The organism is Rhodococcus sp. 114MFTsu3.1 (genome assembly GCF_000383555.1).
GTDB classification, from domain to species: Bacteria; Actinomycetota; Actinomycetes; order Mycobacteriales; family Mycobacteriaceae; genus Rhodococcoides; species Rhodococcoides fascians_E.
Genome location: NZ_KB911544.1, coordinates 347203 through 369603 on the forward strand (window position 1 = coordinate 347203; position 22401 = coordinate 369603).

The window sequence follows — 22401 nt, forward strand, 5'->3', positions numbered from 1 at the left end:
CCTCGCTCGGTGGCCTCGAGAACTGATAACCGAGACCGGGTTACAAATATGCAAGCTGTGTAACACTATAGATCATGCAGGAACATCCCCCGGTGGAGCTGCCCGGCGCGTCGCCCTCGACGATGGTCTGGGATGCGTGGGGAACCGCTGAGAACAAGCGCGTTCTGCCGTCCGAGGTTCGAGACCTGCTGCAGTCCGCGCTGGGCATCTCCCCCGCACCGGATCGGCCCGAGCGGGAGGTTGCTCCGGTGCGGCTGACTCGGTCGCGCCTGACCGACGACCGACGCCGCGGTTTCGAGGACATCGTCGGTGCCGCATACATTTCCACCGACGACGATGTTCGACTTCGGTATCTCGGCGGCAAGAGCACGACCGATCTGCTGGCCCGGCGCCGCGGCGGGGTGCAGCACGCCCCGGACGCAGTCCTCTTCCCCGCGGATACGCAGCAGGTGGAATCCCTCCTCCGGTACTGCAGCGACTTCGCGATCGCCGTCGTTCCGTTCGGCGGTGGCACCAGCGTCGTCGGCGGAGTCGACCCGGTCCGCGAATGGTTCGACACCGTGGTCACGGTCAGCACACGTCGACTCGACGCACTGACCCATCTCGACGTCGAGTCTCGCACCGCAACGTTGCTGGCGGGAGTCACCGGCCCGGAAGCCGAGGAGATGCTCGGCCGTCACGGCCTGACCCTCGGTCATTTCCCGCAGTCGTTCGCCTTCGCGAGCATCGGAGGATTCGCCGCGACGCGGTCGTCGGGCCAGTCGTCCTCGGGATACGGTCGTTTCGACGACATGGTCGAGGCGATGACCGTCGTCACCCCCGTCGGCACGACCGTCTGCGGACGAGCGCCTGCGTCGGCGGCGGGACCGGACCTGCGGCAGATCTTCCTCGGTTCCGAGGGCACTCTGGGAATCGTGACGTCGGTGACCGTACGAGTGCGGCCGATCCCTCGGTACACCGAGTATCGGTGCTGGCATTTTCCGGACTTCGCCTCCGGTCTCGAGGCACTGCGGGAGCTGTCGGTGGCACCGGGCAGACCGACGGTCGTGAGGCTGTCCGACGAAGCCGAATCCGCCATCGACGCCGCGCTGGCGGGACGGGCCGGGCAGGACGCAGAGCAGGGCGGGTGCACCGCGGTGGCGACGTTCGACTGCGCCGACGGCACAGCCGCCGCGATCGACGCTGCCGCGGCCGCAGACGTGGCGGTGATCGCCGCCGGCGGACGTGTGACGGACCCCGAGGGTGCCAGGCGATGGGAAGCGAAACGTTTCGATTCGCCCTATCTGCGTGACGCGCTGCTCGACGCGGGCGCTCTGGCCGAGACTCTCGAGACAGCGACGAGCTGGTCGAATCTGAGCGCGGTTCGCGCCCGGGTCACCACCGCTCTCGTCGAGGCGCTCACCGGGCTCGGCACTCCTCCGATCGTGATGTGTCATGTGTCGCACGTGTACGCCACCGGTGCGTCGCTGTACTTCACGGTGGTCTGCGCGGCAGCACCGGACGCGACGGCTCAGTGGACGACGGCGAAGCGTGCAGCGACGGCAGCCATCGTCGACAGTGGCGCGACCGTCACACACCATCACGCCGTGGGCCGCGACCACCGATCATGGATGCCCGACGAGATCGGACCTGTCGGGTCTGCGGTCCTTCGAGCAGTGAAGGTCGCCGTCGATCCCGCGGGAATTCTGAATCCTGGCAAACTGATTCCGTGACTGTCACGGTTCTGACGAACCCCACTGCAGGCCGTGGGCGCGGAGTCCGCGTGTCCACCACCGTCGTTGCACGATTACGCGAGCGAGGCGTCGACGTCGTCACCATCGAGGGCAGAACTCCGGGCGAAGCACTCGATCAGGCCAAAAGAGCGGTCCGCACCGGGACCGACTGTCTCGTGGCCGTCGGGGGCGACGGACTGGTCAACCTCGCTCTGCAAGCAGTCGCCACAACCACGACCCCGCTGGCTGTCGCCCCTGCCGGGACGGGCAACGACTTCGCTCGCCTCGTCGGAGTCCCGCTGGACGACCCGGTGGCGGCGGCGGACATCGTCATCGACGATCGACGCCGATCGCTCGACCTCGGGCGGGTGGGCAACAGATGGTTCGCGACCGTCCTGTCGAGCGGATTCGACAGTCTGGTCACCGAACGCGCCAACGGGATGAAGTGGCCGTCCGGCCCGTCGAAGTACAACATCGCAATGCTGTTGGAATTGAGCCGGTTTCGGACCATCAGGTACTCGGTCGAGCTCGACGGACACTCGTCGGACATCGATGCGACGCTGGTGACGGTCGGTAACGGCCCGTCCTACGGGGGCGGTATGGCGATCTGTCCCGGCGCCGTCGCCGACGACGGACTGTTCGACGTGACCATCGTCAGAGCCTCCAGCCGCAGTCGGTTGGTCCGCCTCTCCCCCACGTTGTACAAGGGCACGCACGTCGACCTTCCCGATGTCGAGACCCACCGCGCGGCCCGGGTCCGCCTCAGCGCTCCCGGGATGGTCGCGTACGCCGACGGGGAGAGGTTCACTCCGTTGCCGGTGCAGATCGACTCGATCCCCGGAGCCGTCACCGCCCTCGTGGGAACTACAGCTTGGTCAGATCGCGCTGATCGCCCGCGGTGATCGCCTTGACCAACCAGTAGATGCCGAACACGATTGCCGCTGCCACCGCCACCCAGAACAAGCCCTTGATCACCGTGCCGAGAACGGCGAACGCGAGCCAGACCAGGACGATGATGCCGAGAACTTTCCAGAACATGTGATTCCCTTTCCTTGGTGTGCTTCCGATCCTGGCATGCCGTGGACGCGAAAACACCACTCCAGCAGGGAGTTCAGGGAAAGATGGGGGAATACCCTTAAGTCTCGGAACGCGCACCCGAGGGCGCGGAAGCCTCAGGAGTGCCGGCCTCTGATCGCTGCCAGTTCTGCGAGCGCGCTGGCCCACCCCTCGAGACGATCGGTGGCAGACAACAACTCGGCTTTGCGTAGTTCCACCGCACTGCCGGGCAGGCCGCCCGGGCTCGTCAGACGTGCGGCTGCGGCGACGAGGTCCTCGAATTGGTCGACGCCCTTGTCCAACTCGACTGCGGCCGACGAAATGGTGGGCGACAGGTGCGAGGCAGCTCGGGCGCTTCCCTCCGCCGCACGTTCCAACGACGAGATGTCCGCAGCCATGTCGCGCAGCGTACGGGCGGCGGCGTCGGCGACGTCCGTGATGTCGGATACCTCTGCCGAGTCGACGAACTCGGACCGAGTGAGAATCCCCACCAGCTCGTACAAGCTGTTCTGAGCGCCCACGAGCCTGCGCACGGGTTCGTAGGACGCGGACGACTTGGGTGGCAGCGTCGCTTTGCCAGGACGCGCTGCTGGAAGGGGCTGCGCGCGTAGACGCCGGTAACGACCGAACGCCAACACCGCCGGGACGGCGAGGACGGCCGCGCCACCTCCGCCGGCGAGCAATGTCCACTCGGGAGCCGAGGCAACGGCCAGACCCGCGGTCGACGCGGCGGACACACCGGAGGCGCTACCCAACCACGTGCCCCGTCGACGAGCTCGCTTGATCCGTCGGAGATGTTTCTGCCGGGGATCGTTCCATCGACCGACCGCGTCGACGGCGGACTCGACGGACCGTCGAGCCGTGTCGGTGGCGGCACGCACCATCGACACGGACTCGGACACGGGCATGGCCGACCACTTTCGTGACCGGCCATGCTGTTCGTTCGTCACGAGCTACTGGTTCTGTGCCGGGGGCTCGGGGGTGGCGTTCGGAGCCTTCTGGATCGACGGCTTGGGCGCCGCTGCGGAATTGCCGGAAGGAAGGGAATCCCCCGCCATGGATGCGCGGATCTGCTCCAGACGGCTGTGTCCGGCCATCTGCACCGACGCCTGCTGGACCTCCATCATCCGACCGGACACGGAGTTCTGTGCAAGCTCGGCGGAACCGAGTGCATCTGCGTAGCGACGCTCGATCTTGTCGCGGACCGCATCGAGGCTGGGGGTGTTGCCCGGCGCCGACAGCGTGCTGTCCATGGAGCGCAGCGATTCGCTGACCTTCTCCTGCATCTTGGCCTGTTCGAGCTGGCTGAGAAGCTTGGTGCGCTCGGCGACCTTGGCTTGCAGCGCCATCGCGTTCTGCTCGACGGCCTTCTTGGCCTGCGACGCTGCCTGCAGCGACTGATCGTGCAGGACCTTGAGGTCCTCGACGCCCTGCTCGGCCGTGACGAGCTGTGCGGCGAACGCCTCGGCGGCGTTGGTGTACTGCGTTGCCTTGTCCACGTCACCGGCTGCCGCGGCCTGATCTGCCAACGTGACAGCCTGACGGGCGTTCGCGTTCAGCTTCTCGACCTCGTCGAGCTGACGGCTCAGCTTCATCTCCAGCTGACGCTGGTTGCCGATCACCGAAGCAGCCTGCTGGGACAGCGCCTGGTGCTGCCGCTGCGCGTCCTCGATGGCCTGCTGAATCTGAACCTTGGGGTCGGCCTTCTCGTCGATCTTGGAATTGAAGAGGGCCATCATGTACTTCCAGGCCTTGACGAAAGGATTAGCCATGGGTTGATCCTGCCTCCATATCGAGCGCCGGGTTCGCGCATAGGGGGTCAGCTGAGGTGTACAGCGACCGTCGAAGAACTGCCAGTGACACGAGAATACTGGTCTGGTCGGTTTGTCGTGAGTGTCGATTCCACCCTAGCGGTAACAAGACTCATGTCTGCCGATCAGGCAGCGGCAAGAGCACGCGCGGGCGCAGGAATGACAACGCGAGTGTCGTCGGCAATCCGAGGCGACGCGGCGTCCACGCCTGCTGCCGCATCCACCCCCACGGCAGCATCCACATCGGCGGCACGGGCTGCAAGCGTCGATTCCGACAGCGACTCGCTGACGTCGCTCATGACGTCGGCGAGGGGGACGGCCAACGCGTCGCAGATCGCGTTGAGCAGTTCACTCGACGCTTCCTTGCGGCCGCGTTCGACCTCGGAGAGGTAACCGAGGCTCACCCGTGCGGTGTTGGAGACCTCGCGCAGGGTCCGGCTTTGCGCAACGCGAGTGCGCCGCAGACTGTCGCCGAGTGCTTCACGCAATAGCAGCGCCATCTCGCTCCTCCTCGTTCTTCGTCATCTGTGGTTCTTCGTCATCTGTGGTTTTTGTTCATCTGTACGTACGGGGCGTTCATCTTCAGCTACAACGAAGGACCGTGCTCGATTGGTTCCCGACCCTATACGGCCGTGTTCTCGATTACCCGTCGAAGCACCGACGACACACCTTTTCGGACCGTATTTCGAGCGAGGGCTTCGTCGGCCCGGCTCAGGGGGTCGGTCACGAGGTGACGCCTCGCCTGAGCCTGATTGCCTGGACGATGTAATCGAGGCCCGTGTACACGGTGAGCACGACGGCGGCGCCCATCAGTGTCACCGACACGAAGCGCACGTCATCCGGGAGAGGGAACAGATAGAACCCGATCGCGAAGCTCTGCACCAGGGTCTTGATCTTGCCTCCCCGCCCCGCCGGTATCACGCCGTGACGGATCACGATGAACCGGACGAGCGTGATCCCGATTTCGCGGGCCGCGATCACGATGGTCACCCACCAGGGCAGGTCTCCCAGAATCGAGAGGCCGACGAGGGCCGCGCCGATGAGGGCCTTGTCCGCGATGGGATCAGCCATCTTGCCGAAATCGGTCACCAGTCCGTACTTGCGCGCCAGCTGGCCGTCGATTCGATCGGTGATGGCAGCCACGGCGAACACGACGGTTGCCGCGATTCGCCACGTCGTGTCGTGACCGTCGCCGGCGAACAGCACGACGAGGAACACGGGGACGAGCGCGATGCGGAGAACAGTGAGGACGTTGGCGATGTTGAGGATCGGGACGACCTCGGTACTGCCGGTCGCAGAATTGCCGTGCGGCAACTGCGGCGTCGGTGGTACGCGTTCGGTCATGCCGTACCGATCCGTCGAAGTGCGTGCTGTCGAAGTGCGTGCTGTCGGAGTACGTGTCGGCACAGGTGTCCCGGTAGTGCGACGGCGAGTTCGGAGACGGACACACCAGAAGAATATCTGCTCACCTGTTGGCTACTGTTCACCACATGACTTCTGCGCCGAACCGGGCGAGTCGAGACGATCTCGACACCTCCTCGGACCCAGCCTCGAACACCGCACAGTCTTCCCACGGAGGCGACGATCTGGTGATTCGACGAGCACGGACGTCCGACATCCCGGAGGTCAAACGACTGATCGACATCTACGCGGGCAAGATTCTCCTCGAGAAGAACCTGGTGACCCTGTACGAGGCGGTCCAGGAATTCTGGGTCGCGGAACGCGCGGGCACGGTCATCGGCTGCGGCGCGTTGCACGTGTTGTGGGCCGATCTCGGCGAAGTACGCACAGTCGCGGTCGACCCGTCGGCCAAGGGACACGGTGCGGGCCACCTGATCGTCGACAAGCTCGTGCAGGTCGCCCGCGAACTGTCGTTGCAGCGTCTGTTCGTCCTGACCTTCGAGATCGACTTCTTCGCCCGGCACGGGTTCGTCGAGATCGACGGCACGCCGGTCACCGCGGAGGTGTACGCCGAGATGTGCAGGTCCTACGACACCGGTGTCGCGGAGTTCCTCGACCTCAGCTATGTGAAGCCCAACACACTGGGCAACACCAGGATGCTGCTGTCTCTCTGACAGGATTTCATCGTCCCGCAGTTCGAAGACGAAGGAATCTCACATGGCACTGTTCGCCGTCCACTACACCTATTCGCCCAGCACCACCGACGGCCGCGACACCCACCGCGCGACGCATCGTGCGTGGCTCGCCGATCTGCTCGAGCAGAACGTGCTGGTGTCGTCCGGTCCGTACGTCGACGGTAGCGGCGCGCTCATCATCGTGGAGGGAACCGACACCGCGTCGGTGGCCACGCTGTTCGAGCAGGATCCGTTCGCCGTGGAGAACCTCGTGGAGACGTCCACGATCGTCGAGTGGAAGCCGGTCATGGGCGCCCTGTCCTGACACTGCGTCAGGACCCGCACGCTCCGCGTGCTCGGCACCCGGTGACGCGCCGTCAGTCCTCTGCCGGTGCGTCGTCCGGGTCGCCGCCCCTGATCGACCACAGCAAGCCGTCGAGCTCGTCGGGCTTGATCAACACCTCGCGGGCCTTGGAGCCTTCGCTCGGCCCGACGACGCCACGATTCTCCATGAGGTCCATCAACCGTCCCGCTTTGGCGAATCCGACGCGGAGCTTGCGCTGCAGCATCGATGTCGACCCGAACTGGCTGGTGACCACCAGCTCGACTGCCTGCAGCAACACGTCGAGATCGTCGCCGATATCCGGGTCGACGTCCTTCTTGTCCGACGCCTTGGCCGCGGTGACCGTCTCGTTGTACTCGGGCTCCGCCTGGTTCTTGGCGAAGTCGACGACGGCCGAGATCTCCTCGTCGGTGATGAACGCTCCCTGCAGCCGGGTCGGCTTGCCGGCACCCATGGGCAGGAACAACGCGTCGCCCATGCCGATGAGCTTTTCCGCACCCGCCTGATCGAGGATGACCCGCGAGTCGGTCAACGACGACGTCGCGAACGCCAGACGTGACGGCACGTTGGTCTTGATCAGACCCGTCACGACATCCACCGACGGCCTCTGCGTGGCCAGCACCAGGTGGATGCCGGCAGCACGCGCCTTCTGGGTGATGCGGACGATCGCGTCCTCCACATCGCGGGGCGCCGTCATCATCAGGTCGGCGAGTTCGTCGACGATCGCGAGGATGTACGGGTACGGGCGGTACACCCGCTCGCTTCCCAGCGGTGCGGTGATCTCGCCCGAACGCACCTTCTTGTTGAAGTCGTCGACGTGGCGCACCTTGTTGACCTGCATGTCCTGGTAGCGCTGTTCCATTTCCTCGACCAACCACGCCAAGGCTGCCGCGGCCTTCTTGGGTTGCGTGATGATCGGGGTGATGAGGTGCGGAATGCCCTCGTACGGCGTCAACTCGACCATCTTCGGGTCGATCAGAATCATCCGAACCTCGTCGGGCGTGGCTCGCGCCAGCAACGACACGAGCATCGAGTTCACGAAGCTCGACTTACCGGAACCCGTCGAACCCGCGACCAACAGGTGCGGCATCTTCGCCAGGTTCGCGCTGACGAAATCGCCTTCGATGTCCTTGCCGAGGCCGATCACCAGAGGATGGTGGTCCTTGCGGGTCGACGGAGCGGTGAGCACGTCGGCGAGTCGCACCATCTCGCGGTCGGAGTTGGGCACCTCGATACCGACGGCGGACTTGCCGGGGATCGGGGCGAGCAGTCGGACGTTGTCCGTCGCGACTGCGTACGCGATGTTGCGGTGAAGGGCCGTGATCTTCTCGACCTTGACGCCCGGTCCCAGCTCGACTTCGTAGCGCGTCACCGTCGGACCGCGAGTGAATCCGGTGACGGCTGCGTCGATCTTGAACTGTTCGAGGACCTCGGAGATGGCCTCGATCATCGCGTCGTTCGCTTGACTGCGGGTCTTCGGCGGATCGCCGTCGATCAGCAGTGACAGCGACGGCAGCGTGTAATCGCCGTCGACGACGCGGTCGACGACGATCTTGTCCTCGTCCGCGGCGGGCTTCGGCTCGGCCGCCTTGACGACGGGCTTGGGCCGGGGCCGCGGTGGCGTCGGCGCCGTCGGTGGCTCGAGCGGCAGTTCGGGTTCCGACGCGACCGGTTCGATCACCTCGGTCGGCAGTTGCTCTGCGGCGGGCTTGCGGGCGCGGGATTTCTTGACCGGGATGTACTCCTCGGTCGGGTAGTTGCCGTAGGGGTCTCCACCGAGATGCCCGGCAGCGTTGTCCACGGGGTAGCCGTCGGCGTCGAAGGCCGCCGCGTCGTAGTCCCCGTATCGACCGTCGCCGTAGTCGTTGTCGCCGAACTCCGAACCGTAGTCGGCCGGGTCGTAGTCGCCGTACTCGTCACCGCGGCTGTCGGTCCCGAACAGCGACCGGAGGCGATCCGGAACGTCCCGCACGGTTGTCCCGGTCAGAAGCAGCACGCCGAACAGACCGGCCAACAGCAGCAATGGCACGGCCAGCCACACGGTCAGACCGTCGGCGATCGGTCCACCTGCGACGTACCCGACGAATCCTGCCCCCGACGCGCGACCCTCGGCGTCCGTCGGCGACGCCGCCGCCATGTGCCAGAGACCGAGGATCGGGAGAACCAGCAGGATCGAGCCCAGGACCAGTCGCGGACGGATGTCCGGATTCGGTTCGGTCCGCATGAGCAGTACGGCCACGCCGACACCGAGAACCGGCACGATGTATCCGGCGTCACCGACGATCGCTCGGACAGCTATCTCGATCCACTCGCCTACCGGGCCGCCGGCCGAGAACCAGACTGCCGCGGCAACGACGACGCTGACGGCGATCAAGCCGAGAGCAAGTCCGTCACGGCGATGACCGTGCTCGATGTCCTTGGCCTTGCTGACCGTACGGGTGGTGGCCCCTACCCCCCGGGCAGCCATCGACCACCCGGACGACATACCGCGCCCGACGGCGGACATCACTCCAGCCGACTTCTTCTTGGGCGGCCGCCTCGATCCCGATCCGCGCGGCGGCGCATTCCGTGGCGCTGCGTTTCTCGGCGCCGCCTTGCGGGGCGCTGTCGGCTTTTTCGGCGTGGTCACCGTGCGTGCGGTTCGCCCTCCGGACGGCTTGCGTGATCCCCCCGAAGCACGCGATGTCGACGAACCTCCGGCGCTGCCGGCGTTCGAACTCCGTGTGCTGGTCTTTCCTGCCATGGCCCCTAGGTTAGTCGCAAGGGCCCCTTCGAAACCATCCGCAACACGAGTAACAGCCCGTCAGAAACTTCGATCCAAGCCTTCGACGGCCTCGACGGACGACGCGTTTCCGGTCCTGTCGAGGTGAACCTCGCTTCGCCCGAACGCGTGAAGCAGCAGCTCCGACGGCCGACCCACCAGCACGACCTGTTCTCCCCCGCCTCGTTTCACCGTGACCGAGCGTCCGTCGAGGGTCTCGAGCACCACGCCTACCGGCGACCGCCGATACGCGAGGCGTCCCACGACCGTCGCGAGCCTCCACAGACGATTCTGGAGATCGGCGGACAGCAACCTGGGCGACCATCCGGACTGGGCGCGCCGGACATCCTCGTGGTGAACGAACATCTCACCGACGTTGACCAGGGGGTCCAGGATCTTGAACGGCGACCACACCGGTGGCCCGGCCGCGATCTCCGCCACGAGTTCGGAGAACGGCCGGCGTGCCACCTCGTTCTGAACCTTCTGCGTGTAGGAGTCGAACAGCGGCAGGAGTATCCCGGGCGCCGCATCCAACCTCCGCTCGCGGACGACGAGGTGGGCCGCGAGATCCCGCGTCGTCCAGTCGCCGCACAGCGTCGGCGCGGACTCACCCGCTGCCGTCAAACTCAGTACCAGTTCTGCGCGTTCGTGCTGTGCAAGGGTCACATCGATCCACCGTACGTGCCCGCTGCCCTGCGCGGCCGTCACGGACCGTAATCTCGGATCGGTGCCGATCTCCGAAATTCTCGTCATTCTCGTTGCCGGCTTCGGCGCAGGTGCCATCAACGCCGTGGTGGGATCGGGGACGCTGATCACGTTTCCGACTCTGGTCGCTTTCGGTTACCCGCCCGTCGTGGCCACGATGTCGAACGCAATCGGGCTGGTCGCAGGGAGCGTATCGGGTACCTGGGGCTATCGACGGGAGCTCGCGGGTCAGTGGTCGCGGCTGCGATGGCAGATGCCTGCGTCGTTCTTCGGTGCGCTCGGTGGCGCGTGGCTGCTGCTTCACCTGCCCCCGTCGGTGTTCAGCGCTGTCGTTCCGGTTCTGCTGATCGGCGCACTCGTCCTGGTGGTGGCGCAGCCGAGCATCCAGGGGTGGGCCAGACGGCGTTCCGAGGCGGCGGGAGTCGCGGTGGACCACGTCAGCCGAACGAAGCTGACCCTGCTCACCATCGGGACGTTCGTGGTGGGAATCTACGGCGGCTACTTCACCGCAGCGCAGGGCATCCTCCTGATCGGCGTCATGGGAGTCCTTCTACCGGACTCGATGCAGCGCATGAATGCCGCCAAGAACTTGCTGTCGCTCATCGTGAACGTCGTCGCCGCGGTCACCTACACCATCGTGGCGTTCGACGACATCAGTTGGGCCGCGGCAGGATTGATTGCAGCTGGATCTCTCGTGGGCGGATCCGTCGGCGCACGCTACGGCCGGAAGTTGTCCCCGTGGGCGCTGCGGATCACCATCGTCGTGATCGGCCTCATCGGCCTGTGGCGGTTGCTGGCCTGACGCGTCCACGCGTCAGACCAGCAAGCGCCGGTGCAGATCGTACGAAGTGTCGTACGACGCTACTTCTGGCCGACCGCCATTACGGTCGGGACGATCATCGGCTTGCGACGGTACTTGTCGGCAACCCACCGACCGACCACGCGGCGAACTGCCTGCGCGATGCGGTGGGTGTCGGTGACCCCGTCGGACGCCAGTCTCTGCAGTTCCGCTTCGACGAGCTGAGCCGCTTCCTTGAGCGCAGCCGGATCGTCGGAGAAGCCGCGACCGGACACCTCGGGAGTCGTGATAGCACGGCCGGTCGTCGAATCGACGGCCACGGTGATGGCGATGAATCCACCCTCACCGAGCACGAGGCGGTCGGACAGGGTCGAATCGCCGACGTCTCCGACGGACAGGCCGTCGACGTAAACGTGACCGACGGGCACCTGACCGACGATGCGGGCCAGTCCGTCGACCATGTCGACGACGACGCCGTCCTCGGCCAGAACGACACGGTCCTCGGCGACACCGGTGGCTTTGGCGAGTGCAGCGTTGGCGCGCAGGTGTCGCCATTCGCCGTGCACGGGCATCGCGTTGGTGGGGCGCACCGCGTTGTAGAGGTAGAGCAGCTCACCCGCGGATGCGTGGCCCGAAACGTGGACCTTGGCGTTCTGCTGGGTCACGACGGTCGCGCCGCGCTTGGCGAGGCCGTTGACGACCGCGAAGACGGAGTTTTCGTTGCCGGGAATCAGCGACGACGCGAGAACCACCAGATCATTGGCCTTGACGTTGATCTGACGGTGCTCACCACGGGCCATGCGCGACAATGCCGACAGTGGCTCGCCCTGTGAACCGGTGGAGATCAGCACCAGGCGATCGTCGGGGAGCGTCGCTGCGGTGTCGATGTTCACCTCCAGGCCGTCGGGCACCCGCAGGTAGCCGAGATCCTGGGCGATCTGCATGTTCCGCACCATCGACCGACCGACGAATGCGACGCGACGGTTGTATCGCTCGGCGACGTCGATGACCTGCTGGATGCGGTGCACGTGGCTCGCGAACGACGCGACGATGACTCGCTGCTTGGCCTTGCCGATGACGGTGTCGAGTACGCCACCGATCTCACGCTCGGGCGTGACGAATCCAGGCACCTCGGCGTTCGTGGAGTCCACGAGGAACAGATCGACGCCCTCGTCGCCCAGCCTGGAGAAACCTGCGAGGTCGGTGAGTCGGCCGTCGAGCGGCAGCTGGTCGAGCTTGATGTCGCCGGTGTGCAGCGCGAGACCGGCGTCGGTGCGGATCGCGATGGCGAGCGCGTCGGGAATCGAGTGGTTGACGGCGAAGTACTCGCATTCGAAGGGCCCGTGCTTGGTCTTCTGGCCTTCTATGACCTCGACGAGGTTCGGGCGCAGGCGGTGCTCGCGACATTTGGCTGCGACCAGGGCCAACGTGAACTTGGAGCCGATGACGGGCAGGTCGGGCCGCAACCGGAGCAGGAACGGGACCGCGCCGATGTGGTCTTCGTGGCCGTGGGTGAGGACGACGGCTTCGACGTCGGCCATTCGGTTCTCGATGTGCCGGAAGTCGGGCAGGATCAGGTCGACGCCTGGCTGCTGGTCCTCGGGGAACAGGACGCCGCAGTCGATGATCAGGAGTTTGCCCTGATGCTCGAACACGGTCATGTTGCGACCGATCTCACCGATTCCGCCGAGGGCGACGATGCGGAGGCCCTTGAACGGGGCCTTCGGCGGCGTCCCGAGGCGGTCGGTCGGATCGACCTCACGGCGGGTGTCCGGGCGCTGTGTGCGCGCAGAATTCTGCACCACAGGTTTTCCTGCGGATTTGGCAGGCTGCGCCGGCCGTTCCGCAGGGGGGCCCGCGCTTCGGGTTGCGCGGCCTCGTGAACGTGCTGGTCTACTCATACAAGGACTCCTGCTGCCCGCAGATCTGCTGCGAGCAATTCGATTTGGTCGATGCTCGGTGGCACCTGGGGAAGTCTGGGATCACCGACGTCGAGTCCGATGAGGCGCAGCCCGGCCTTGGATGCGGTGACGCCGCCGAGGCGCGCTACCGATCGAATGACGGGGATGAGGCTTGCGTTGATGGCGCGGGCGCGGGCGACGTCGCCGACCATGAACGCGGAGTGCAGTTCCCGCAGGCGTGCGGGAACGAGATGTCCGATGACGCTGACGAATCCGGTGGCACCGACGGACAGCCACGGCAGGTTGAGCGGGTCGTCGCCCGAGTAGAACTGCAAGCCGGTGGTCGCGATGAGCTCCGCGCCCGCGTTCAGGTCGCCCTTGGCGTCCTTCACCGCGATGATTCTCGGGTGCTCGGACAGGCGACGCAACGTGTCCGTCTCGATGGGTACGACCGACCGGGGTGGAATGTCGTACAGCATGACGGGCAGGTCGGTCGCGTCGGCGACCGCGGTGAAATGGGCGTACAACCCGGCCTGAGGCGGGCGCGAGTAGTACGGCGTCACGACGAGCAGGCCGTGCGCACCTGCGCGCGCGGCGTCGCGTGCCAGTTGGACGCTGTGCGCCGTGTCGTTGCTTCCGGCACCGGCGATGATCCGTGCACGATGGCCCACCGCGGCGATGACGGCCCGCATCAGTTCGAGCTTCTCGTTCTCGGTGGTGGTCGGCGACTCTCCGGTCGTGCCGGCCAGAACCAAGCCGTCGTGGCCTTGCTCCACCAGGTGGTGTGCCAACCGGACTCCGGCGTCGACATCGAGCTTTCCGTCGGCCGTGAACGGCGTCACCATTGCGGTGAGCACCGTGCCGAACGCCGGTAGTCCTCGAGGAGCGGCATCACCGTATGTCATGGTCAGAAAGGCTACCCGGTACGCGGAGCCCTACCTGCCGGTGGGACGGGAGTTCACTTCCGTGGCGTGGCATCACACCTCGGTGACGAACGGACTGTGCGCTACTTCCGAGCCGTCGGGCAGCGTCGCGATCTCGTAGTCACCGAACACGTCGGGTGCGACGGTGGTCAGTTGCCGCAGGCATTCCACGGCGACACGGCGAATTTCGACGTCGGCGTGCTCGGATGCGCGCATCGCCACGAAGTGACGCCAGGCTCGGTAGTTACCGGTGACGACGACCTTGGTCTCGGTGGCGTTGGGAAGTACCGAACGCGCGGCCTGCCGGGCCTGCTTGCCACGTAGAGCGGCGCCGGTCACGCCGTCCAACTTCTGTTCGAGTGCGCCGAGAAGCTCGACGTATGCTGCCCGGCTCTGTTCCGTCGCCTCCAGGAAAAGCGCTTCCAGCTCCGGATCACCGTCGATGGCCGGAGGCACGATCACCTTGGCCTCACGCTCGGGTACGAATCTCTGCGAGAGCTGGGAGTAGGAGAAGTGCCTGTGACGGATCAGCTCGTGGGTACACGAGCGCGAGATCCCGGTGATGTAGAAGCTCACCGACGCGTGCTCGAGAACGGAGAGGTGGCCGACGTCGAGCAGGTGCCGGAGGTAGGACGCGTTGGTCGCGGTCCGAGGATTGGGCTTGGACCAGCTCTGGTAGCACGCCCGGCCCGCGAACTCGGCAAGCGCTTGGCCGCCGTCGGCGTCGGTCTCCCACGGAATGTCCTCCGGTGGCACGAAATCGGTCTTCGCGACCAACTGCACCTTCAGTGACACCGTCTTCGACACGTCGGTTTTCCTTTGCTCGAGCTGCACCGATACACCCGAACACTATCGATGCGTCACACTGACGCCTTGCATGACACCATTTCTGACGCCACAATGGCGTCATGGAACTCGACACGTACACCTCGTCCCTTCGAGCCGATCTACTTGCCGCGGCAGCGCTCGGCGACGAACACACCAGGAAGACCGCCGAGGCACTCGGATCCGCGGCGCAGGCGTCGGCCAGGCTAATGCTGCTGCAAGCACTGTCCGACTTCGCCGACGAGGTCACCGCACAGCTGAACGGCCCGACGGTGCATGTGCGCATCGCCGGTACGCAGGCGGTAGCCGATGTCACCGTGGCACCCGACACCGGCACGCCGGACGATCGCGCCGCCGCCGAGGACTATCCGACGATGGACGACGTCACCGGCGAGATGCGCCGGGTGACGCTGCGGGTGGTCGAGCAGGTGAAGGAACGCGCGGAGGAGGCCGCATCGATGAACGGCGTGTCGCTCAACTCGTGGCTTTCGCAGGCAGTTCAGGGAGCGCTGCGTGATCAGATGCGCAAGGACCGCCCCTTCTGATTCACGGTCGTTCGCGCCACGCCCGTTCGAAGGGCAGCCGCCAGGCGTTGGGTGCGATCAGCTGGTGGATTGCGTTGGGCCCCCACGATCCCGGTGTGTACTGACGAACCGGGGGCGGATCCGCGAGCAGCGGCGCGGACACCTCCCACAGTCGTTCGATCCCTTCGGCCGTGGTGAACAGCGTGTGATCGCCGTGCATGGCGTCGAGTATCAGCCGCTCGTAGGCTTCGAGTACGTCGCCGACGCGCTCGGTCTCGCCGATCGCGAACTGCATGCTCAGCTTGTCCAGACGCATGCCGGGGCCCGGGCGTTTGCCGTAGAACGACAAAGACACTTTCGAGGCGTCGGCCAGGTCGAACGTGAGGTGGTCGGGGCCGTGGGCGCCGACACCGGACCCGGCAGGGAACATACTTTTCGGTGGCTCGCGGAACGCGATCGAGATGATGCGCTGGCCTTCCGCCATGCGTTTGCCCGTCCGTAGGTAGAACGGCACTCCGGCCCAACGCCAGTTGTCGATCTCGCACTGCAGCGCGACGAAGGTGTCGGTGTCGGAATCCGGCGACACTCCGGGTTCGGTCAGGTAACCCGCGTACTGTCCGCGAACCACCTTGCGGGGATCGAGCAGCTTCATCGACCGGAACACCTTGTTCTTCTCTTCACCGATCGCGCGTGGTTCGAGGGCCGTCGGAGGTTCCATCGCCATGAACGCGAGGACCTGGAACAGGTGTGTGACCACCATGTCCTTGAAGGCGCCCGTCGACTCGTAGAAGTTCGCGCGTCCGTCGAGCGCCAGCTTCTCCGGGATGTCGATCTGGATGTGGTCGATGAAATTGCGATTCCAGATAGGTTCGAACAAGCCGTTCGCGAATCTGAACGCCAGAATGTTCTGTGCCGGTTCCTTTCCCAGGAAGTGATCGATCCGGAAGATCTGGTCCTCGTCGAAGGTCTCGTGCACGGTGGCGTTCAATTCGATGGCACTGGCCAGGTCGGTACCGAAGGGTTTCTCCATGATGATGCGAGACCCCTTGACCAATCCTGCCGCGCCGAGCATCTCGACGACGGCCAGCGCGGCCTTCGGTGGCACGGACAGGTAGTGCAGCTTCCGAGTCCCCGGTCCGAGTTCCATCTCGGCGCGGGCGACGGCCTCGGCGAGCGCCGCCGGTCCCGCCTTCTGGGATACGTAACTGAGTTTTCCGGCGAATTGCCGCCACTGCTCGTCCGACACTTTCCGGCTGGAGAACTCGTCGATCGCTTCGAGCGCCATCTGCCGGAACTCGTCGCTGGACATCTCCTCCAGCGAGGTCCCGACGACGCGGATGCGCGGGGCGAGATCGGACAATGCCAGGTGCATCATTCCGGACAGCAACTTGCGTTTGGACAGATCACCGGTGGCACCGAAGAGCACCACGACCTGCGGAGGGAGTTCACTCTTGGGCGCGGTGGCCGACGTCGTCACAGTGAAGATAGTGGCACCGATACTCCCGTCTCGCAGGCCGAAGCGCTGACCCTCGTCTCAGAGCGCGCGGGAGAGTGCACCCACGAGGTCCCCGCGTTCACCGACCACCACCGACTCGAGTTCGAGCCATTCGGCCATCTCCCGCAAGTGCGGAACGAGGCGATCGGCGATGGGTCCGGGATCGCGGTCCCCTTCGACGAACGCTCCGAGGACCTGCAGTTGCGACGCCGCACGGTCGCCCTTCAGGTCGACCCTGGCCACGAGGTCCCCGTCCATCAGGAACGGGAACACGTAATACCCGTGCACTCGCTTGTGCTGGGGTGTGTAGATCTCGATGCGGTAGTGGAAATCGAAGATCCGCTCGACGCGGGGACGACAGAAGATCATCGGGTCGAACGGGCACAGAAGCGCGGATCCTGTTGCCGCTCTGGGCGTTCTGGCATCGGCGTGGAGGTATGCCGCCGCTCCCCAGCCCCGGACCGCGACAGGTTCCAGTGTGCCGTCCTCGACGAGATCGACAATGGCGGCCTTCGTCTGCTTCTGCGACAAGCGATAGTAGTCACGGAGATCGGGCTCCGTTCCGATTCCGAGCGCCGACGCCGACTGTGCGACCAACTGCCGTACGGCGTCGGGTTCCGACACCACCTGCGCTGCAACATGTTCGGGTACGACACGCTCGACCAGATCGTACCGCCGGACGAATCCGCTGCGGGTGGCGACCGACACCACACCCGCAGCGAACAGTTGCTCGACGACCACCTTCACGTCACTGCGGTCCCACCACGGGCCTTTTCGACCGGGACGCGGAGAGTCGAGGACTCGCTCGATGTCCCCGGCGCTCGACGGCCCCGCATCTCTCAAGACATCCAGGATGTCCTGCGACAGAGACGGATTACGCTCCAGAACGGTGTGTGCACCACCCCAACGCCCGTGCGCGTACAGCTCGGTGCGCCAGCGAAACAGTGGCCAGTCCTCGACCGGCACCAGGGCGGCCTCGTGCGCCCAGTACTCGACGAGCCTGCGCGGCCTTCGCGCGGTGTCGGTCCACGCCGCGGCGTCGAGCACCGACCGGTCGTACTTTCCGACCCGACTGAACAATGGCGCGTAGTGGGCACGAACGAGCACCGACACCGAATCGATCTGCAGTAACCGATTTCGTTCGATGACCGTGTGCACTGCCCTCGACGACGCGCCCCGCTCCGTCACACGATGAGGGGACGCCAGACCTTGGGCCGCCAGGGCCGTACGCTTCGCCATCGCGGCACTCATCTCGCGCATGGCCCCACCTTGCCACGAAGGTCCGACAGATCGGTCAGCTCCGCCAGCCGTGCGTCCGGGCGAGGTCCTCCATCGTCGACACGAGCTGCGACAGGCCTGGTTCCTCGATCGGAAAGTGCCCGCACCCGTCGAGGTACACCAGAGTCGTGTCGGCGGCGATGCGCTCGAGGAATCGAACACTGATCTCCGGCGGAGTCCACCGATCCTCGGCGGGATGGACCAGTGTCACCCGGGGACCGCGGTACGTCTGCGGCTGCGTGTGCTCGAACGAGAAGAAGCTGCTCAGAAAGCCGAGGGGTACCGACACTCCCCCACCCAACGGATCGGATGCGCACAGCGCCGACAACTCCGGATCGGCGCTCATGTTGTCGATGTCGATCAACCATCGGATCGGTAGCCTCGTACGGCGGGACAGCCGAGCGCCGAGCTTCAGCAGCGCCGGTGACGGTCCGCCGAGGAAACCGAACCGCGCTGCCGCCGAACGCGCCTGTGGGTCGGACGGGTCGAGCAGACACGTCGCGACGACATCGGCGACCTCGCCGGTACGCGCGGCGACCTCGTAGGCCAGCATGCCGCCCATGCTGGCGCCGAACAGCACCAGCGGCCTCGGATCTCGTCGTCGTTCCGTCAGGACGAGATCGCACATCATGTCGATCCAGTCCTCGTACGTGACGCTTCCCGGATCCGGGACTGCGGTGCGGCCGTACAACGGCATGTCGGGAAACAACACTTCCGCTCCCCGGGTTGCCGCCAGCGCCGCGAACGGCCACAGCGCACCGGAATGTCCGCCCGCGCCGTGGACGGCGAGTACCTTCAGCGGCGCGTGCGCGTCGCCGGCACGAACGATGTGAACGTCGGAGTCGCGCCACTGCCATCTCGTCGAGACCGGCTGTTCGTTCGGCCGATACTTCTCGGGCAGGAACCTCGCATATCGGTCACCGGTCACGCGTGCCAGACTAGGCGAAAGACCCAGTCAGTTCATCAGAGTCGCGGCCACGGTTGCGCCGAGTTCGTAACACTTCTCCCGCGCAGTTCTGTCCACCGAGGTGATCCCGAGCGGTTGGGTGACCTTGTCCAGACTCCATCCGGTCGCGATCTTCTCGACAGCGGAAGTGGCACCGGCCGTGTCGTTGTTGCCGTGGACCCACAGCCCGTAGGGCCGACCGGCAACTGCGCCCAGGCACGGGTAGTAGGTGGTGTCGAAGAAGTGTTTGAGCGCCCCCGACATGTATCCCAGATTCGCCGGTGTTCCGAAGAGGAATCCGTCGGCTGCGAGAACATCCGGCACTGTAGCTGCCAACGCGGGCACGACCCGGGTGGTGACATCCTCGATGGCAGGGTCGGCTGCACCGGCAAGGACGGCCTCGAGCAGCTCCCGCGTCGGCGGCGACGGCGTGTGGTGCACGACGAGGAGGGTTGCCATCAGGTCGGGGTCGCCGTCATGACGAGGATTCCTGGCGCTCGAGCGCGACGGCTCGCTTCATGGTCTCGCGCGCCCGACCTCGGTCCCCCGCGTAGTCGTACGCCCTCGCCAGTCGGTAGGAGTTACGCCAGTTGTCCGGGTCCTTCTCCCATTCGGCCTTGATCGTCTGGAACAGCTCGTCCGCTGCCTCCCGGGAGATCCTGCCCGAGGGCATGCGCGGCAGGTCAGTCACGTCCAGTTCGAGGCCCTCGTCGTCGACGCGTTGCGCAAGGTGCTGATGGTCGAATCCGGCTTTGAGGGTGGCCCCGACGATCCAGACGCCGATGATCGGGAGGAGGAGCACTCCGATGCCGAGCCCGATGTTGACCGGTCCGCCCGTCTGGACGAGGGAGATTCCGCGGGTTCCGAGAAGGTAGAAGTAGAACCCGAGAATCAACACCATCACGCCGATGGTCAGCAGGACTTTCGTCGCTTTGTTCATGGTCTTACAGATCGAGGAAGGAATCGAGTCCGACGGTCAGCCCCGGCCGTCCGGCGATCTCGCGGACCCCCAGCAGGACGCCCGGCGCGAACGACGTGCGATCGAGCGAGTCGTGACGGATCGTCAGTGTCTCGCCGAGGGTGCCGAGGAGAACTTCCTGATGCGCGACCAGACCGGCGAGCCTGATCGAGTGGACGCGAACTCCGTCCACCTCGGCGCCGCGGGCACCGTCGAACTCCACCGTGGTGGCATCGGGGCTCTTCGGGGTCCCTGCCTTCGCTCGTGCTTTCGCGATGAGTTCCGCAGTGCGATAGGCGGTTCCCGAGGGTGCATCGGCCTTGTTCGGGTGGTGCAGCTCGATGACCTCGACCGAGTCGAAGAAGCGTGCGGCCTGCTCCGCGAAGCGCATGGTGAGGACTGCTCCGATGGCGAAGTTGGGGGCGATCAGCACACCGGTCCGAGGCGAGGACCCCAGCCACTCCGTCACCGACGCGAGCCGTTCCTCGTCGAACCCGGTGGTTCCGACGACGGCGTGGATTCCGTTCTCCACGAGGAACTGCAGGTTGGGCATGACGACGTCGGGATGAGTGAAGTCGACGACCACCTGGGTGGCCGAGTCGACGAACAGCGAGAGCGGGTCACCGGCGTCGACGGTCGCGACCAGTTCGAGGTCCGACGCAGCCTCGACAGCGGCGCAGATCGCCTGGCCCACCTTGCCGCGGGCACCCAGTACGCCGACTCGGATAGATGCTTCTGAACTCACGTCTGTTCCACTCTCTTCTCACCGACACGATTGGTCGTGTGAAGCCTACTGACGACCTGCGAACACAGACCACTCAGCTGCCGAAGAGATTCTTGGCTTTGAGGATCAGCTCGTAGAGCCCGTAGACGAACGGCACGGTCACCCACAGCCAGGCCAAGATCATGACGGTGTGCTGACGTGTCGAGTTCATGCGTCGACCTCCGGTTCGTGGTACTTCGAGTTCACGGGCTTGATCAGTTCGTTCGCGACGAATCCGATGGCGAGCAGGGCGATCATCACGTAGAACGCCGGTAGGTAGCGGCCGACCTGACCGTCCTCTCCGGCGTCGGCGATGGCGTTGACGATCAGCGGACCGAGGACACCTGCGACCGACCATGCCGTCAGCAATCGACCGTGGATGGCGCCGACCTGGTAGGTGCCGAACATGTCTTTCAGATACGCGGGCATCGTCGCGAATCCCGCGCCGTAGAAGGACAGAATGAGCAGCGCCGAGACGAGAAACAGAACCTTGTTGGAGTTGGTGAACAGTGCGATGTAGAGATACAGCAGCGCACCGACGCCGAGGTAGAGGCGGTAGATGTTCTTGCGGCCGACCAGGTCGGACACGGACGACCACACGAACCGTCCGATCATGTTGGTCAGCGACAGGAAGGCCACGAAACCGGCTGCAGCAGCCGCGAGTGATTCCGGGGAGGTGGCGTCGGGAAAGAAGTCCTGGTAGATCCCCGACGCGCGCTCCAGAATGCCGATTCCCGCGGTCACGTTGAAACACAGCACGATCCACAGCAGCCAGAACTGAGGCGTTTTGACCGCGTTCGCCGCCGATACGTTGTGAGTCGCGACCAACGGAGACGACGCCGAGGGGTTCCAGCCTGCGGGTTTCCAGTCGTCGGCCGGCACTCTGATCAGGACGACCCCCAGCGCCATGAACACGGCGTAGCCGACGGCCAGCACCAGGAACGTCTGTGCGATCGACGCGTCGGTGAAACCACCGAAGCCCGAAAGCAATTGGGTGGTCAACGGTGACGCGATGAGGGCACCGCCACCGAAGCCCATGATCGCGATACCCGTCGCCATCCCTGGCCGGTCCGGGAACCATTTGATCAGCGTCGAGACCGGCGAGATGTACCCGATGCCGAGTCCGATGCCGCCGACGAACCCGTACCCGAAGATCACCAGCCAGAACTGGTCGAGGCTCATTCCCAAGGCAGACAGCAACAGTCCGCTCACGAAGAAGATCAGGGACACGGTCATCGCCCAGCGGGGCCCGTTCTTCTCCACCCTGGTCCCGAACACGGCTGCGGACAGACCGAGCATGACAATGGCGAGCTGGAACGGTATGGCCGTGACCGTGCCGCTGAGATCCATGGCGGTGGGTGCGGAGATGGCGTTCTTGAAGACGCTCCACGCGTATGCGGATCCGATCGCCAGATGGATCGACAGTGCTGCGGGTGGGATGAGCCATCGGCTCCATTCCGGGGTGGCAACGATGCGTGATCGTTCGAGTATCGCGAGAGTCATCGAGATCCCTTGTTCGGTGGCAA

24 protein-coding genes are annotated in these 22401 nt (G+C 65.4%); 6 read left to right on the top strand and 18 right to left on the bottom strand.

Going from position 1 to position 22401, the window contains the following annotated elements:
* Nucleotides 1-122 precede the first annotated feature (122 nt).
* Both H292_RS0101630 and H292_RS26670 read left to right on the top strand, forming a co-directional pair.
* Nucleotides 123-1712, top strand: coding sequence for an FAD-binding oxidoreductase (locus tag H292_RS0101630; RefSeq protein WP_020110216.1), 1590 nt, complete (start codon nt 123-125; stop codon nt 1710-1712).
* On the top strand, nt 1709-2614 hold the full coding sequence (locus tag H292_RS26670; protein ID WP_231383730.1) for a diacylglycerol kinase: 906 nt from the start codon (nt 1709-1711) through the stop codon (nt 2612-2614). Before H292_RS0101630 ends, H292_RS26670 begins: the two co-directional genes overlap by 4 nt.
* On the opposite strand, the gene H292_RS28305 is transcribed toward H292_RS26670, so the two are convergent.
* The 5 genes from H292_RS28305 to pgsA form a co-directional block, all read right to left on the bottom strand.
* On the bottom strand, nt 2577-2750 hold the full coding sequence (locus H292_RS28305; RefSeq protein ID WP_019664118.1) for a hypothetical protein: 174 nt from the start codon (nt 2748-2750) through the stop codon (nt 2577-2579). The two genes, H292_RS26670 and H292_RS28305, sit on opposite strands and share 38 nt — an antisense overlap.
* A 134-nt stretch (nt 2751-2884) precedes the next feature.
* On the bottom strand, nt 2885-3676 hold the full coding sequence (gene pspM / locus H292_RS0101645; protein ID WP_020110217.1) for a phage shock envelope stress response protein PspM: 792 nt from the start codon (nt 3674-3676) through the stop codon (nt 2885-2887).
* A gap of 45 nt (nt 3677-3721) precedes the next feature.
* Entirely contained in the window at nt 3722-4540 is an 819-nt protein-coding gene (locus H292_RS0101650; protein WP_019664120.1) for a PspA/IM30 family protein, read from the bottom strand.
* A gap of 164 nt (nt 4541-4704) precedes the next feature.
* Nucleotides 4705-5079 (bottom strand): helix-turn-helix domain-containing protein, encoded by a 375-nt coding sequence (locus H292_RS0101655; RefSeq protein ID WP_020110218.1) that lies wholly within the window; start codon nt 5077-5079, stop codon nt 4705-4707.
* A gap of 223 nt (nt 5080-5302) precedes the next feature.
* Nucleotides 5303-5923, bottom strand: coding sequence for a CDP-diacylglycerol--glycerol-3-phosphate 3-phosphatidyltransferase (pgsA, locus tag H292_RS0101660; protein ID WP_019664122.1), 621 nt, complete (start codon nt 5921-5923; stop codon nt 5303-5305).
* 146 nt (nt 5924-6069) lie between these two features.
* On the opposite strand from pgsA, the gene H292_RS0101665 reads away from it, so the two are divergent.
* A complete protein-coding gene (locus tag H292_RS0101665; RefSeq protein WP_020110219.1) occupies nt 6070-6654 on the top strand; it encodes an amino-acid N-acetyltransferase in 585 nt (194 codons plus the stop codon).
* A gap of 43 nt (nt 6655-6697) precedes the next feature.
* Nucleotides 6698-6979 (top strand): YciI family protein, encoded by a 282-nt coding sequence (locus H292_RS0101670; RefSeq protein ID WP_019664124.1) that lies wholly within the window; start codon nt 6698-6700, stop codon nt 6977-6979.
* A gap of 52 nt (nt 6980-7031) precedes the next feature.
* Here H292_RS0101670 and H292_RS0101675 read toward each other — a convergent pair whose 3' ends face one another.
* Together H292_RS0101675 and H292_RS0101680 are read right to left on the bottom strand one after the other, a co-directional pair.
* Nucleotides 7032-9740 (bottom strand): FtsK/SpoIIIE family DNA translocase, encoded by a 2709-nt coding sequence (locus H292_RS0101675; RefSeq protein ID WP_027498551.1) that lies wholly within the window; start codon nt 9738-9740, stop codon nt 7032-7034.
* Between the two features lie 60 nt (nt 9741-9800).
* The gene (locus H292_RS0101680) at nt 9801-10424 is read right to left on the bottom strand and encodes a TIGR03085 family metal-binding protein (RefSeq protein ID WP_026347613.1); all 624 of its coding nucleotides are present in this window, start codon (nt 10422-10424) and stop codon (nt 9801-9803) included.
* Between the two features lie 61 nt (nt 10425-10485).
* On the opposite strand from H292_RS0101680, the gene H292_RS0101685 reads away from it, so the two are divergent.
* Nucleotides 10486-11265, top strand: a complete 780-nt coding sequence (locus tag H292_RS0101685) for a sulfite exporter TauE/SafE family protein (RefSeq protein ID WP_019664127.1) — start codon at nt 10486-10488, stop codon at nt 11263-11265.
* 59 nt (nt 11266-11324) lie between these two features.
* Here the strand turns inward: H292_RS0101685 and H292_RS0101690 are convergent, their stop codons facing one another.
* From H292_RS0101690 to thyX, 3 genes are all read right to left on the bottom strand, one after another.
* Nucleotides 11325-13163, bottom strand: a complete 1839-nt coding sequence (locus H292_RS0101690; protein ID WP_026347614.1) for a ribonuclease J — start codon at nt 13161-13163, stop codon at nt 11325-11327.
* Nucleotides 13160-14068: a 4-hydroxy-tetrahydrodipicolinate synthase gene (dapA, locus tag H292_RS0101695; RefSeq protein ID WP_019664129.1), complete on the bottom strand. Its 909-nt coding sequence runs from the start codon at nt 14066-14068 to the stop codon at nt 13160-13162. Before dapA ends, H292_RS0101690 begins: the two co-directional genes overlap by 4 nt.
* A 72-nt stretch (nt 14069-14140) precedes the next feature.
* Nucleotides 14141-14893, bottom strand: coding sequence for an FAD-dependent thymidylate synthase (thyX, locus tag H292_RS0101700; protein ID WP_026347615.1), 753 nt, complete (start codon nt 14891-14893; stop codon nt 14141-14143).
* A 101-nt stretch (nt 14894-14994) separates the two neighbouring features.
* Here thyX and H292_RS0101705 point away from each other — a divergent pair, with 101 nt between their 5' ends.
* Nucleotides 14995-15456 (top strand): toxin-antitoxin system HicB family antitoxin, encoded by a 462-nt coding sequence (locus tag H292_RS0101705; protein WP_019664131.1) that lies wholly within the window; start codon nt 14995-14997, stop codon nt 15454-15456.
* Nucleotide 15457: 1 nt separating this feature from the next.
* Here H292_RS0101705 and zwf read toward each other — a convergent pair whose 3' ends face one another.
* The 8 genes from zwf to H292_RS0101745 all read right to left on the bottom strand — a co-directional run bounded on the left by zwf (nt 15458) and on the right by H292_RS0101745 (nt 22378).
* A complete protein-coding gene (zwf, locus tag H292_RS0101710) occupies nt 15458-16912 on the bottom strand; it encodes a glucose-6-phosphate dehydrogenase (protein ID WP_019664132.1) in 1455 nt (484 codons plus the stop codon).
* Between the two features lie 57 nt (nt 16913-16969).
* Nucleotides 16970-18190, bottom strand: coding sequence for a winged helix-turn-helix domain-containing protein (locus tag H292_RS0101715; protein ID WP_020110221.1), 1221 nt, complete (start codon nt 18188-18190; stop codon nt 16970-16972).
* A 34-nt stretch (nt 18191-18224) separates the two neighbouring features.
* On the bottom strand, nt 18225-19136 hold the full coding sequence (locus H292_RS0101720) for an alpha/beta hydrolase (RefSeq protein WP_020110222.1): 912 nt from the start codon (nt 19134-19136) through the stop codon (nt 18225-18227).
* Between the two features lie 27 nt (nt 19137-19163).
* Nucleotides 19164-19613 (bottom strand): flavodoxin family protein, encoded by a 450-nt coding sequence (locus H292_RS0101725; RefSeq protein ID WP_020110223.1) that lies wholly within the window; start codon nt 19611-19613, stop codon nt 19164-19166.
* A gap of 16 nt (nt 19614-19629) precedes the next feature.
* Nucleotides 19630-20094 carry a hypothetical protein gene (locus H292_RS0101730; protein WP_020110224.1) on the bottom strand — a complete coding sequence of 155 codons (465 nt, stop codon included), beginning with the start codon at nt 20092-20094 and terminating at the stop codon, nt 19630-19632.
* A gap of 4 nt (nt 20095-20098) precedes the next feature.
* Entirely contained in the window at nt 20099-20857 is a 759-nt protein-coding gene (dapB, locus tag H292_RS0101735) for a 4-hydroxy-tetrahydrodipicolinate reductase (RefSeq protein ID WP_081631835.1), read from the bottom strand.
* Nucleotides 20858-20930: 73 nt separating this feature from the next.
* Nucleotides 20931-21047 carry an MFS transporter small subunit gene (locus H292_RS28830; protein ID WP_020110226.1) on the bottom strand — a complete coding sequence of 39 codons (117 nt, stop codon included), beginning with the start codon at nt 21045-21047 and terminating at the stop codon, nt 20931-20933.
* Nucleotides 21044-22378 carry an OFA family MFS transporter gene (locus H292_RS0101745; protein WP_019664139.1) on the bottom strand — a complete coding sequence of 445 codons (1335 nt, stop codon included), beginning with the start codon at nt 22376-22378 and terminating at the stop codon, nt 21044-21046. The genes H292_RS28830 and H292_RS0101745 overlap by 4 nt, the downstream gene beginning before the upstream one ends.
* Nucleotides 22379-22401 lie beyond the last annotated feature (23 nt).

Excerpts from the sequence above, each read along its gene's own strand:
- H292_RS0101630 (WP_020110216.1), top strand. The coding sequence starts at position 123 with ATGGTCTGGGATGCGTGGGGAACCGCTGAGAACAAGCGCGTTCTGCCG.
- H292_RS28305 (WP_019664118.1), bottom strand. The coding sequence starts at position 2,750 with ATGTTCTGGAAAGTTCTCGGCATCATCGTCCTGGTCTGGCTCGCGTTC.
- pspM (WP_020110217.1), bottom strand. The coding sequence starts at position 3,676 with ATGCCCGTGTCCGAGTCCGTGTCGATGGTGCGTGCCGCCACCGACACG.
- H292_RS0101650 (WP_019664120.1), bottom strand. The coding sequence starts at position 4,540 with ATGGCTAATCCTTTCGTCAAGGCCTGGAAGTACATGATGGCCCTCTTC.
- H292_RS0101655 (WP_020110218.1), bottom strand. The coding sequence starts at position 5,079 with ATGGCGCTGCTATTGCGTGAAGCACTCGGCGACAGTCTGCGGCGCACT.
- pgsA (WP_019664122.1), bottom strand. The coding sequence starts at position 5,923 with ATGACCGAACGCGTACCACCGACGCCGCAGTTGCCGCACGGCAATTCT.
- H292_RS0101665 (WP_020110219.1), top strand. The coding sequence starts at position 6,070 with ATGACTTCTGCGCCGAACCGGGCGAGTCGAGACGATCTCGACACCTCC.
- H292_RS0101670 (WP_019664124.1), top strand. The coding sequence starts at position 6,698 with ATGGCACTGTTCGCCGTCCACTACACCTATTCGCCCAGCACCACCGAC.
- H292_RS0101675 (WP_027498551.1), bottom strand. The coding sequence starts at position 9,740 with ATGGCAGGAAAGACCAGCACACGGAGTTCGAACGCCGGCAGCGCCGGA.
- H292_RS0101690 (WP_026347614.1), bottom strand. The coding sequence starts at position 13,163 with ATGAGTAGACCAGCACGTTCACGAGGCCGCGCAACCCGAAGCGCGGGC.
- dapA (WP_019664129.1), bottom strand. The coding sequence starts at position 14,068 with ATGACATACGGTGATGCCGCTCCTCGAGGACTACCGGCGTTCGGCACG.
- H292_RS0101705 (WP_019664131.1), top strand. The coding sequence starts at position 14,995 with ATGGAACTCGACACGTACACCTCGTCCCTTCGAGCCGATCTACTTGCC.
- H292_RS0101715 (WP_020110221.1), bottom strand. The coding sequence starts at position 18,190 with ATGCGCGAGATGAGTGCCGCGATGGCGAAGCGTACGGCCCTGGCGGCC.
- H292_RS0101725 (WP_020110223.1), bottom strand. The coding sequence starts at position 19,613 with ATGGCAACCCTCCTCGTCGTGCACCACACGCCGTCGCCGCCGACGCGG.
- H292_RS0101730 (WP_020110224.1), bottom strand. The coding sequence starts at position 20,094 with ATGAACAAAGCGACGAAAGTCCTGCTGACCATCGGCGTGATGGTGTTG.
- H292_RS28830 (WP_020110226.1), bottom strand. The coding sequence starts at position 21,047 with ATGAACTCGACACGTCAGCACACCGTCATGATCTTGGCCTGGCTGTGG.
- H292_RS0101745 (WP_019664139.1), bottom strand. The coding sequence starts at position 22,378 with ATGACTCTCGCGATACTCGAACGATCACGCATCGTTGCCACCCCGGAA.